This window comes from Sphingobium lactosutens DS20 (assembly GCF_000445105.1).
Taxonomy (GTDB): domain Bacteria; phylum Pseudomonadota; class Alphaproteobacteria; order Sphingomonadales; family Sphingomonadaceae; genus Sphingobium; species Sphingobium lactosutens.
In genome coordinates this window covers 180122-192291 of sequence record NZ_ATDP01000107.1, presented here as the reverse complement: position 1 = coordinate 192291, position 12170 = coordinate 180122, and the positions used below count along the sequence as shown (strand labels likewise).

Genomic DNA, 12170 nt, shown 5'->3' with positions numbered 1-12170 from the left:
AGGTAAAGTCATGTCGGTCCTCCGTCTAAATCGTCATGCTGCATCAGCCGCTGCGAGCGGCGCGTCGGGATAAAGGCCCTTTTGGCGGGCGAATAATCGGGTCAGCCCTAAGAGGGCATCGAGCGCGGGCGTCTCAAGGCCGAGACGCTGCGCGATTTCGCGCGGAGCCCCGATGAGCGCATCGATCTCCATCGGGCGCCCAGCTTCGGCGTCCTGGAGCATGGAGGTCTTGAAAGCGCCCCAGCTTCGGGTCACGACATTCCGGTCCTCACCGCGCTCTTCAATGACCAGCCCGATGCGCTCTCCGATCCGCTGCGCCTCGCTCATCACCGAGAGAATGAAGCGGTTCGCCAGCTCATCGTTGATGATGCGGTCGGAGGTTGATCCGGTGATCGCCGAGATCGGGTTGACGGTCATATTACCCCAGAGCTTGTACCAAAGCTCATATCGGATGCGTTCGCTTGGAACGGCGTCGATGCCCGCATCTTGCAGCAGCTTCGCTAACGCCGTCACGCGCTCCGTCATGACGCCACCAGGTTCGCCCAGGATCAGTTTGTTCCCGGTCACGATACGCACGCTGCCCGGTGCGTCGATCACCGCAGAGGTGTAGACGACCGCACCCAGGACCTGATTCAATGGAATGGCTTGTTGCAACGCGCCGAATGGGTCGATCGACTCTAGGGGCCTTGCGAGCGCAGGCTCGGCGCTGTCGAGAAGAAACCACCAAGGCACGCCATTCATCGCGGGAAGGACGATTGTGTCGGAATCGCACATGGCTCGGATAGCAGGCAGCACCGCGGCGAGTGCGGGGCCTTTGACGGCCAGAATCAAGAGATCCTGACGCCCGAGCTTGACTGGGTCGTCGCTCGCTTCAACTTTGGCATCGAGGGTGCCGCTGCTGTCCTTAAGGCGCCACGGTGACTGCGACAGCGCGCTGAGCGTTTCGCCACGGGCCAAAACGGACACCTCATGCCCTGCTGCGGCAAGTCTCACGCCCAGCCAGCCTCCTATGGCGCCCGCGCCGATGATCCCGATACGCATCAATATTCCTCTCAATAGCCTGCGGGCTTCGCTGCGCCGACTTGCGGCACGGACCCACCGAATCGGTCACGTAAATCGGCCGAACCGCGCGCAAGCAGTCCGACATCGGTGCCCACGGCAATGAAGCGCGCACCGCATTCCACAGCGGCGTCGAAAGCCAGGCTGGTAAGCGCGAGCGTGCCGGCCGCTTTCCCGGATTCGGCAATGCGCGTCAGTCCATCGCGGATGCGAGCAGCCATTTCCGGGTGATCGGTATTGCCCAGATGGCCATAAGCGGCGGACAGATCCGCAGGGCCAATGAAGACGGCGTCAATGCCATCGACGGTCAGAATTTCGTTGAGCGCCTCAAGCCCGGCTACGCTTTCGATCTGGACGATCAGACAGAGTTCCTTCTCGCCATTGGCGAGATAGTCCGGGATCGTCCCCCATCGGCCGGCGCGTGTGAGGCCAGCGGCGACGCCGCGAATGCCCTCGGGGCCATATTTTATCGCGCGAACCAGGGCTTTTGCTTGTTCCGCACTTTCGACAAAGGGGATCAAGAGCGTCTGAAAGCCGACGTCGAGATATTGCTTGATAACCCAAGCTTCACCGACGGGAACACGCGCCACGGCGTGAGCAGGATAGGGGGCCACTGCCTGGAGTTGCGCCTGCAACCCGGGCATGGTGTTGAGGCCGTGCTCGCCATCGAAGAGAAGCCAGTCGAAGCCCGCCGTCGCGCAGATTTCGGCCGTCACGGGCGAAGCGAGTGCTTGCCAGAGGCCGAGTTGCACATTGGGGCCGGCGAGAGCCGCCTTGAAACGATTTGGAACGAGCGCTGTCATGTGAACCGCGCCGCGATCGAGCCGAGGGGACCATAGTCCGCGTGAAAGGTGTCGCCGGCGGCGATAGGAATGGGCGACGTGAACGAGCCGCTGAGGATGATTTCGCCGGGCTCGAGAGCAACGCCGAACCGCGCGAGCTTCTGGGCGAGCCAGACGACACCCATGGCCGGGTGATTGAGCACGGCGGCGGCGACACCCGAATCCTCGATCAACGCGTTTCGATAGAGCAGTGCAGAGACCCAGCGCAGATCGATTGCATCGACCTTTACAGGCCTGCCACCGAGGATGATGGCCGCATTTGCGGCATTATCGGAAATCGTGTCGAAGACCTTGCGGGTTCTGCCGGTTTCGTCGGTTCGCTTGATCCGCGCATCGATAATCTCGAGCGCGGGGGTCACATAATCGACGGCGGCGAGCACGTCGCCGAGCGACACATTGCCTTCAAGTCGATGCTTGAGAATGAACGCAAGTTCGACTTCCACCTTGGGCTCGATCAGCCGGCCGAACGGCAGGTCCGAACCTTCGGCAAGCTGCATGTCGTCGAGCAGCGTTCCATAATCGGGTTCGGTGATGTTTGCTGCCCGCTGCATCGCGCGGCTGGTGAGCCCGATCTTGTGCCCGATGATCTTCCGACCACGCGCCAGTTTCATGTCGACCCAGGCTTTTTGGATCGCATAGGCATCCTCGATGGTCATATCGGGATGCTCAGCGCTGAAGTGGCCGATCTGGACGCGAGAGCGTTCGGACTCGTCAAGCCGCGAGGCAAGCTGCGCCGCTTTCGCGTCGTCGATCGAACGGAGTGCGGTATTATCCTGCGTTGACATAAGCGGTCTTCATGCTGGTGTAGAACTCGATGGCGGCGAAGCCCTGCTCGCGCGGGCCGTAAGATGAAGCCTTCCGGCCACCGAAGGGCACATGGTAGTCGACCCCCGCCGTCGGCAGATTGACCATCACCATCCCGGCCTGAGCCTTGCGGCGGAAATCGCTCGCGTGTTTCAGCGAAGTTGTGCAGATGCCCGCGGTCAGGCCGAACGGAACATCATTCGCGACGGCCAAGGCCTCACCATAGTCGCGAACGCGGATGACCGATGCGACCGGCCCGAACACCTCTTCCTGATTGATCCTCATCGCGGAATTGGTGTCCGTGAAAAGGGTCGGCTCCAGATAGAAGCCCTCTCGGTCGCGCGTCACCGTGCGACCGCCGGCGCGAAGCGTCGCGCCTTCTTTGCTTGCTATGTCGATATAGTCGGTGTCCGTCGCCAGCTGCTTTGCATCCACGACGGGGCCGATCGTCGTATCCGGCGCACGCGCGTCGCCAACGACCTGCCGCTCCATGGCCGCGACAAGGCCAGCGACGAAGCGATCGTGGATCGCGTCGGTAACGATCAACCGCGACGATGCCGTACAACGCTGTCCGGTGGCGAAAAACGCCCCATCGAGCGCGCATTGGATCGCGACGTCGAGATCGGCGTCATCCAGGACGACCAGGGCGTTCTTGCCCCCCATTTCCATCTGGATTTTGGCGTTCCTGTCGATCGCTTGCCGGGCGATATTGCGTCCGACGCCCGTGGAGCCGGTGAAGCTGATGGCATCGACCCCATCGCCGATGAGCACGTCACCGAGTTCGGATCCTCTGCCGTTTACGAGATTGAAGACGCCTGCAGGCACCCCGGCGCGGACGAGAATATCGGCAAGATGCCACGCACTCGCGCAGGTCAACTCCGCCGGCTTGAGGATGACGCTGTTGCCGAACGCCAGCGCAGGAGCCGTCTTCCACGCGGGAATCGCGATCGGGAAATTCCAAGGCGTGATAAGGGATACCACGCCAACCGGGTCGCGCGTGACCATGACATCGACCTTATCGCGCACCGATGGCAACGCATCGCCCCGAATACGGACGCATTCGCCGGCAAAGAAATTGAAGATATGCCCAGCGCGGGTGACTTCGCCCCGCGCTTCGCGAAGCGTCTTACCTTCCTCGCGGGCGAGAAGCTCGGCGAGTTCGTCGGCACGAGCGAGAATTTCGATCGACGCGCGCTGCAGAATGTCCGCGCGCGTCTGGACAGGCGTCTCTGCCCAAGCAGGTTGAGCGGCGCGAGCGGCAGCGACGGCTTCTTCCGCCTGGGCACGCGACGCGCGGTCGAATTCGCCGATGACGTCGCTAATGTCGGACGGGTTGACATTGGGGACCGGCTCACCGGAAGCCCAGGAGCCGCCGATCAGGTTGGCGTGGCGTCTCATACAAAGACCTTTCCAGGATTCATCAGATTTTCGGGGTCGAGCGCGCTTTTGATGCGCCGCATCAGGTCAAGTTCGACGGGAGATTTGTAGCGGGCGGCCTCGCCGGCGCGCAGCTGACCCAGCCCATGTTCGGCCGAGAAAGTTCCGCCGAGGTCCACGACAATGTCGTGAACGGCTTGGTTCATGGCGCTGAGCAAGCCGGCCAGTGCGGTTCCATCATCGCCATGAGGCGGCGAAAGATTATAATGAAGGTTGCCGTCACCAAGATGACCGAAGGTCACGAGGCGAGCGGTTGGGTCGAGGGCGTGCACCGCTTTGTCGGCAGCGTCGAGAAAGGACGGGATCGCGGAAATAGGCAAAGCAACGTCATGCTTTATCGCCTTGCCAGCGGCCGCCTGGGCTTCGGAAATTGCTTCGCGAAGTTCCCAGAGCGCGCGGCTTTGCGCGACGCTGGACGCAACGACGGCATCGCTGACCCACGATTTTTCAAATGCATTTGCTAGAATGGTTTCAAGCAACTCACGGGCGCGTTCCTCCGGGCCGAGGTCGCTGATTTCGAGCAGCACGTACCAGGGACTTTCGCCCTCGAAGGGCGAACGGCGACCGGGTAGATGCTCCACGACCATGTCGAGCGATGTCGACGATACCAGCTCAAACGCGGTAAGCATGCTCCCTAGAGCGTTGCGGGCGTCTTTGAGCAGTGCAACGGCGTCGGCCGGGCTACCCAACGCGGCAAAAGCTGCGACGCGAGCCGAAGGCTGGGGAAAAAGTCGAAGCACCGCGCCGGTAATGATCCCCAGCGTTCCTTCGGAGGCGATGAAGAGATCTCGCAGATCATAGCCGCTATTGTCCTTGCGCAGCCCGCGCAGACCGTCCCAGATTTCGCCCTGGGCGGTCACGACCTCCAGTCCGAGGCACAGTTCTCGGATATTCCCGTAGCGCAGGACGGCCGTGCCACCGGCATTCGTCGCGAGATTCCCACCGATTGTGCAGCTTCCTTCGGCCGCGAGGCTCAGCGGAAAGAAGCGGCCGGCTTCCGAGGCCGCGGTCTGGATCTCGGCAAGGATGCAGCCGGCGTCGACGGTGATGGTATCGTTGGCAAGATCAACCGAGCGCACGCGTTTCATGCGCGCCAAGGACAGCACGATGGAGTTGCCGCTGGCGTCGGGCGTCGCACCGCCGGAAAGGCCGGTGTTCCCGCCTTGGGGCACGATCGACACCCCATTAGCCGAACACCAGCGCACCGCGGCGGCCACGTCTTCGACATTCTCCGGTTGCAGGACGGCCCGCGCAGCGCCGGTCCATTGCCCGCGCCAATCCCGCAGGAACGGCTCCATGTCGGACGGATCCGTGAGAATCCGTCCGGCAAAGCTTGAGGATAGTTCGGTCAGCGCGTCCATCGGTCAACCCTTGGCTGCGGCCCTGTAATTGGCCTTCAGATCCTCGCGAACGCGTTCGTCGAACCCAAGAGCGACGCGGCGAACTTCGGGGGTGTCCATCGGCGGATGGCCAATTCCGATCGCGCGCGGCGCAGGCCCTGCGGAAACCGTGCTCTTAAGCCTGCCGATATTGGAGATTTCGACCTCGATGGTGTCGCCAGGATCGATCGATCGCGAATGTGCCGGCGTTCCCGTGCTGATGATGTCGCCCGGAAGCAGGGTGATGTAGCGGGCGAGGTCTGCGATCAGATAGTCGACGCCCCAGATGGTCTCTTCGCCGATATCCGCTTCCTGGACCAGCAGCCCGTTGCGATAGGTCCGCAAGGTCTCCTTGCGCGGATCAACACCCGTTACGATCCCGGGGCCGATCGGACAGAAGCCGTCCATGCCCTTGACGCGCAACATGGAGCCCTGATCGGTATCGCGAAAATCCTGGGCGCCCATGTCGAGGAGGGGGACGAAGCCGGCGATGCAATCCCAAGCCTCTTCGGGAAGGATGTTGCGCGTCACCTTGCCGATGACGGCCGCATACTCGCCTTCATAGTTGAGATATTTGATGCCTTCGGGCTTGATCAGCTGGCCGTTGTGCCCGTTCAGCGATGTGAACGGCTTGGTGAAGTAGGTCGGCGTTTCGGTCGGCGCGGGCTTATTGCGGGTCTCGATGCTACGCGACGAATAGCTGATGTGCACCGCGATGATCTTGGAGGGGGGAATGGCGCACGGCGGCAGATGCACCAGCTCCGTCGGGTCGACCCGTCGGCCATCGTCGAGGAGAAGCGTCGTGGCATCCTCCATCGTCCCCCAATAGGCGGTGCCTTCGACGATGACACGGCGGCGCTCGATGCGTGGTCCGTCCAATACACTCATTCTGCTGCCTCCGCTTGATGCTGGGGTTCGACGTCGAACCAGATGTGGATGTTGCCCGTGCCCCGGGCGTTCTCATATTCCGACAGGGTTTCACCCTTCGATTGGCAGGCGGCTCCGCCCAGCGCGCCGATCATCTGCAAATAGTGCCCGCCGAGTCCTTCCCACGGAATCTTGCGGTATTCGTTCGGGAAGCGAGCGATGATCTCGTCGTGACGCCCCTGCTCCAGAAGCGCGATCGCTTCGAGATCGCTCTTGTGATTGGCTTCGCTGGACAGATTATCAGGGTGGAAAATCCGCTCATGCTTCTGCTCGAACGAGATATCGGTGAACTTGTGGCTCAGTGCGCCGCTTGCGAGGAGGACGACGCGGCTGTTCGAGCGGCGGATCGCTTCGCCCACAACCTTCCCCATTTCGAGGAAGTCATCGGAGCTGCAATTCTGGCAATTGCTCACGGTCACGATCCGCTCTTTCGCCTTGAGCAGATTGACCACATTGATCGTAGCATAGTGGCGCGGCAGATCAGGCGCGTCGATCGCGAGGGCCGGAACCTTGGACTCTTCGGCGACCACCTGGACAAGCTTCGCCAGTTCGGGGGCGCCGCGATAGTCATATTTCTGCCCATGAAGATACCAGGGCATCTCGTCGGAAATATAGTCGCCGGCGTAGTGGGCGCCGGCATCGACGAGATGAAAGCCCGTCGTGAACCAGTGCGTGTCGAATATGACGAGCACATCCGGCTTCACGGCATCGATGTGGGCTTTCAGCCTCTCATACCCCGCAATAAGGTCGGAGTCCGATCCGGCGCCGACTTTCTTGCGGAAGTCTTCGGTCTGCATCAGACCCGGGTGATGGGAGACAAGTGCCGCCCCGACGATTTCGCCCATATTTGCGTCCTTCCTTATCGGTGACTGAAGCTGGGTTTGAAGGGCGCCGTCGGTAGAATGACGTCCTTGATGTCGCTGAAAAACTCGAAGCTCCAGTCGCCGCCTTCGCGGCCGATGCCCGAGTTGCGACAGCCGCCGAACGGCGCTTCAAGATCGCGAATGCCGAAGCTGTTCACCCAGATGAAACCGGTGCGAACATGTTCAGCAACCGACTTCGCATGTTCCGTTTCGCCGAAGCAGACGCCCCCCAGCCCATAAACCGAGTCATTCGCCATCCGGATCGCATCTTCGTCGTCCGAGAAGGTCTGGAGAACCAGTACCGGACCGAACACTTCTTCGCGGACGATCTCGGCATCCTCGCCGACATCGGTGAGCATCGTCGGCAGGAAGAACAATCCACCCTGGGGAGCTGCTTGCCCGCCCCACAGGACCGTGGCACCGGCCGCTACGGCCCGGTCGACATAGCCCTTGACGCGTTCCAGCTGCCGGGGATGGATAATCGGTCCCACTTCCGTGGCCGCCTCGCGAGGATCGCCGATCGAAAGTTCGCCGACGATTGCGCGCATCTTCTCGATGAAGGCGTCGCGAACCCGTTCGTGAACAAGGAATCGCGTGCCTGCTAGGCAAACCTGCGTTGCATTCCGATACATCAGCGCCCCGGTGGCGGCTGCGGCATCGAGATCGGCATCCTCGAGCACGATGAACGGGGATTTGCCCCCCAGCTCGAGGCTGCACGGCACGAGATTGCGCGCGGCAACTTCGGCGATGATCTTCGCGGTCGGAACGGAGCCCGTGAAGGAAATTCGGCGAACGCGGGGATCAGACACCAAGGAGGCACCGGTAACAGCACCGCTACCCTGGACCAGATTGAAGACGCCCGGCGGCAACCCAGCAGCCTCGGCGGCGTCGGCGAGAAGCGAACAGGTGAGCGGAGCCCATTCTGGCGGCTTGACGATCACCGTGTTGCCGGCGGCAAGAGCCGGTCCGATCTTCCACGTCGAAAGCATCAGCGGGGCATTCCACGGCGTGATGATCACCGCGACCCCGGCTGGATCGTGGCGAACGTAGTGGACGGCCTGCTTGGTATTGATGGTCTTATCTTGCAGCGTCAGCGCCGCTTCGGCGAAGAAAAGAATGTTCTGCATCGCCCGCGGCACAACGCCGTGCTGCATGCGGGACAGGAGAACGCCCGCATCGTTGGATTCGGCTAGGCAAAAGTCGTCTGCACGCTTGCCGATTTCTTCGGCGAAACGACGAAGATAGGGAAGACGGCCCTCGGCGCCGAGAGCCGCCCAGCTCGGAAATGCGCGCGTGGCCGCGGTCACGGCGCGATCGCAATCGGCGGCATCGCCCTGCGATATTTCGCCCAGATCGCGCTGATCGATCGGCGAAAAAATGCCGAATGTCTCGCGCCCGGATACACGCTCGCCGTCAATATAATGTCGCGTGTCGACAGCGACGCCGCTGACGGTCAGATGATGGCCCATGAATTGCTCCTTTCGTTGGCTCTTATGGGAATTCGGTGGTCAGATTAAGTGAATAGTTCTGGAAGACTTTTCACATTCTGTGTATAATAATCACCTATGGCATTGCCCCGATTTACCCCGCGCCAACTCGACGCTTGCATCGCTGCGGCTGAGCTCAACAGCTTCAGCCAGGCGGCAAAACGGCTGCATCTTTCGCCCTCGGCGATCAGCAACCTCATCACGGATCTCGAGCTTTCCTTGGGCTTCGCGCTTTTCGAGCGCACAACGCGAAAGGTTGTCTTGACGGCGGCAGGTCGCGAGTTCTTGCCTGCGGCGCTGGCCGTGCAGCGCCAAATTTCGCGGGCACAGGCCGCGGCGATCGAAATTCGCAACCACGCGACCGACATTGTCAGGGTCGCGGCTCCGATGGCGATCGCGGCGACGCTCCTTCCGCCACTCCTCGCCGAATATTGCGCTGTGCAGCCTCGTACATCGGTTCGCATCGTTGACGCGGCGGTCGAATGGCTGGGTGATCGTGTATCAATCGGGGAAGCCGATCTCGCGATCGGTCCGGTCCGGCACAGCCATTCCGATGTCGAACATGTCCTGCTGTTCGAAAGCGAATGGGTGCTTTGGCTTGCGCCTGACGATCCGCTTATCGGGATGCCGCAACTCGGTTGGGGGGATTTGTCGGGGCGGCGTGTCTTTGCGGCAGGCCGCGACCATGAAGACAGCATCAAGCCCCAGATCAGTATGGTCTTTGGCGATGAAGAGATGCCGGAAGTCGAGGTCGTCGAAAGCCTCGTGACGGCGCTGGGCATGGCCGCGGCGGGTCTGGGCGTGACCTTTTCGCCCAAATATGTCGAACCACTTGGCAGCAAGCTTGGTGTCATTGCACGCCCAGTTGAGGGGCCGTCTGCGGTCAGGCGCGTCGCTCTGTATAAATCGGCCATACGACCACAATCCGAACCTGCACGGGAATTGGAGGCGTTCCTGACGAAACGCCTCCACCCCCCACTCAACCCTTGATGCGGAACTGGACCGCGATCGACCGCGGACGGTCCGGAAAGGCATAAACGGCCGACGAGTTGGTCATCTGCTGACGGAAGCCAGCGGTCGCCTTGTCGGTCAAATTCTTGCCGATGAGGGCGATCTGCCAACGCTCGTCCTGCGGGCCGAAAGCGATCTGCAGATCGACCTTGGCAAAGCCGTCCTGCTGAAGCAGCGGGTCGGCGGTCGCGGACTCGAAGAATTTCGAGCTGAAGTAGAGCGACGGCGCGATCCTGAGCTGATAGTCGCCGATCGGCACGGCTGCGGTGACGCCGACGTTACCGCTCCATTCAGGGGCATAGGGACGGCGCTTGCCCGACAGATTCTGCGTGCAAGTCGTCGACTGGAAATTGCCAAGGACCGTACAGGCGCCCGCCGGATAGCTGCGATATTTCGCATCGAGATAGGCGACGTCGGCATTCAGGGTGAGCCAATCATTGGCGCGGTACTGGCCGCTCATTTCGATGCCCTGCGAGCGCGAGCTGGCCGCATTCTGAACGAGCGAGATGATCGTACCCGCGGTGCTGATAACGATCGTCGATTCCTGCAGATTCTTATAGTCGCTGCGGAAAAGGGCGGTGTTGAAGGTCAGCCGTCGATCGAGGAACTGCCCCTTGAGGCCGACTTCATAGGCATCGACCGTCTCAGGCTCGAAGGCGTTTGCAAGCGAGGCCGCGCTATATCCGCCTGCCTTGAACCCCTTGCTGTAGGTCGCATAGACCATGACGTCGGGCGCCACATCATATTGGATGCCGACCGATGGCATGAACTTGTCATCGACACGACGCGGCTTTGCGAATTGTCCCAGATCCGCGCCGAGAATGGCGGCGTAGACATTCTGGGTTGCCGCATCGAACGGCACGTAAGTCGCCGGGTTCGCGCCGGGCGACGCACCAAATTGGACATCGCGGACAGCCGTTTTACGGATGTTGGAGTAACGGGCACCCAGGTTGATGCGCAGATGCTCGACGGGCCGCCAGGTCAACGACGCGAAAGCCGACAAGGTCCGGTCTTCCTGCGTCAGGTTCGGTCGGCCGGTGACGGGCGTTGTCGCATTCGTCGTGCCGAGCGGATTGAACGCGCCGAACGGCAGGAAGAGGAAGCCGACATAGTTGTAATTTTCGAGGCGACCACCCGAATAATAGCCACCGAACATATAGTCGACGGGCCCGTCCGTGTCCGACTGGTAGCGCAGTTCCTGGCTGAACTGATGGTAGCGTTCGCCGAGCCAGATGGGCAGACCTTCGACGCCGCCGACGGCACTTGCCAAGGGGACCGGGATCGGTTGCGTCTTGGCGTTGACGGTCTGGTCGATATAGGCCGTAATTGCCGTGATCGATCCCGCACCGACGTCCAGCGAGTTCGTCCAGGCGACTTCCTTGAAATTGACATTCGCGAAGGTGTCGGGCGACACGCTGTCATAGCCTAGCGATCGGCGTGGCGTGCCGCCGGCAGCCAGATATTGCGAACAACTGCCCCCGGGACCTTCTACGATCGGCGCAGGAGCGGGGCAGGTTTCGAGAACGGCGGAATAGATGTTCTTGGTGCGCGACCGGAAATAGTCGAAGCGCAGATCGGAGCGAAACGCATCGGACGGTTCCCACGCGGCCGAGATTCGAGCCTGCTGAGTCCGATCGCGCGGACCCTTTTCGTTGAGATAGTTATTATCGATATATCCGTCCATTCCGGCGAGTCGGCCGGCGGCCCGGATCGCGAAGGTCGGCGCCAAGGGGATGTTTACGCCCGCCTCGACATTATATTCCCCGTCCTCGAAGGCATACAACGCGCTCGCATCATAGCCGAACTCGAATTTCGGCTTGCGCGTCGTGATGTTGAGCGCGCCGGCGATCGCGTTTGCGCCGAAGAAGGTTGTTTGCGGCCCCTTGAGGACCTCGACCTGCTCGATGTCGAACAGCGCGGCGCGCGACGAGAGCGAACGGCTGCGATAGACGCCGTCGACGAAGGTGGCCACCGACTGCTCGAAACCGGCATTCTGCCCCGAGCCAACACCACGGACGTTGATCTGGTTGACGAGAGAGCCCGTCGTGATCTTCACGTTCGGAAGGCGCGTTCCGACATCTTCGAGCGTTTTGAGGTTCTGGTTGTTAAGCGCATCGCCGCTGACTACCGATACGGCGACCGGAACGTCCTGGAGCCGCTGGCTGCGGCGTTGGGCGGTGACGATGATGTCGCCTTCGGTCGTTCCCGAAGCTGCCGTATCCGTAGATTCCTGACTGGCGGGCTGCGACTCCTGAGCGGCCGCCGTCGCAATGGACAGGGCACTCACGCCGATTGTTAGTGCGGCCTTCGAAAGTGCAAATCGCATCAGTCTCTCCCTCCGTTATTAGTTATACGCGCGCC

The 12170-nt window shown here is 61.5% G+C and carries 10 protein-coding genes; 1 reads left to right on the top strand and 9 read right to left on the bottom strand.

Annotated elements, in window-relative coordinates; translation table 11 throughout:
* Window positions 1-33 precede the first annotated feature (33 nt).
* Genes RLDS_RS51120 through RLDS_RS51085 form a run of 8 tightly spaced genes read right to left on the bottom strand, consistent with a single transcriptional unit; the run spans window position 34 to window position 8780 of the window.
* Window positions 34-1041, bottom strand: a complete 1008-nt coding sequence (locus RLDS_RS51120) for a 2-dehydropantoate 2-reductase (RefSeq protein ID WP_021228206.1) — start codon at window positions 1039-1041, stop codon at window positions 34-36.
* 11 nt (window positions 1042-1052) lie between these two features.
* Window positions 1053-1862: an HpcH/HpaI aldolase family protein gene (locus tag RLDS_RS51115; RefSeq protein ID WP_021228205.1), complete on the bottom strand. Its 810-nt coding sequence runs from the start codon at window positions 1860-1862 to the stop codon at window positions 1053-1055.
* Complete coding sequence (gene hpaH, locus RLDS_RS51110) at window positions 1859-2686, bottom strand: 2-oxo-hept-4-ene-1,7-dioate hydratase (protein WP_021228204.1); 828 nt, start codon at window positions 2684-2686, stop codon at window positions 1859-1861. The genes RLDS_RS51115 and hpaH overlap by 4 nt, the downstream gene beginning before the upstream one ends.
* Window positions 2670-4103, bottom strand: a complete 1434-nt coding sequence (locus RLDS_RS51105) for an aldehyde dehydrogenase family protein (RefSeq protein WP_021228203.1) — start codon at window positions 4101-4103, stop codon at window positions 2670-2672. The genes hpaH and RLDS_RS51105 overlap by 17 nt, the downstream gene beginning before the upstream one ends.
* Window positions 4100-5503: an FAD-binding oxidoreductase gene (locus RLDS_RS51100; protein WP_021228202.1), complete on the bottom strand. Its 1404-nt coding sequence runs from the start codon at window positions 5501-5503 to the stop codon at window positions 4100-4102. Before RLDS_RS51100 ends, RLDS_RS51105 begins: the two co-directional genes overlap by 4 nt.
* A 3-nt stretch (window positions 5504-5506) precedes the next feature.
* A complete protein-coding gene (locus RLDS_RS51095; protein WP_031299009.1) occupies window positions 5507-6409 on the bottom strand; it encodes a fumarylacetoacetate hydrolase family protein in 903 nt (300 codons plus the stop codon).
* Window positions 6406-7293: a DODA-type extradiol aromatic ring-opening family dioxygenase gene (locus tag RLDS_RS51090; RefSeq protein ID WP_021228200.1), complete on the bottom strand. Its 888-nt coding sequence runs from the start codon at window positions 7291-7293 to the stop codon at window positions 6406-6408. Before RLDS_RS51090 ends, RLDS_RS51095 begins: the two co-directional genes overlap by 4 nt.
* Before the next feature lie 14 nt (window positions 7294-7307).
* A complete protein-coding gene (locus RLDS_RS51085; RefSeq protein WP_021228199.1) occupies window positions 7308-8780 on the bottom strand; it encodes an aldehyde dehydrogenase family protein in 1473 nt (490 codons plus the stop codon).
* A 96-nt stretch (window positions 8781-8876) separates the two neighbouring features.
* Between RLDS_RS51085 and RLDS_RS51080 the strand changes: the two genes are divergently transcribed.
* The gene (locus tag RLDS_RS51080; RefSeq protein ID WP_021228198.1) at window positions 8877-9788 is read left to right on the top strand and encodes a LysR family transcriptional regulator; all 912 of its coding nucleotides are present in this window, start codon (window positions 8877-8879) and stop codon (window positions 9786-9788) included.
* Here the strand turns inward: RLDS_RS51080 and RLDS_RS51075 are convergent.
* A complete protein-coding gene (locus RLDS_RS51075; protein ID WP_021228197.1) occupies window positions 9778-12135 on the bottom strand; it encodes a TonB-dependent receptor in 2358 nt (785 codons plus the stop codon). The two genes, RLDS_RS51080 and RLDS_RS51075, sit on opposite strands and share 11 nt — an antisense overlap.
* Between the last annotated feature and the right edge of the window lie 35 nt (window positions 12136-12170).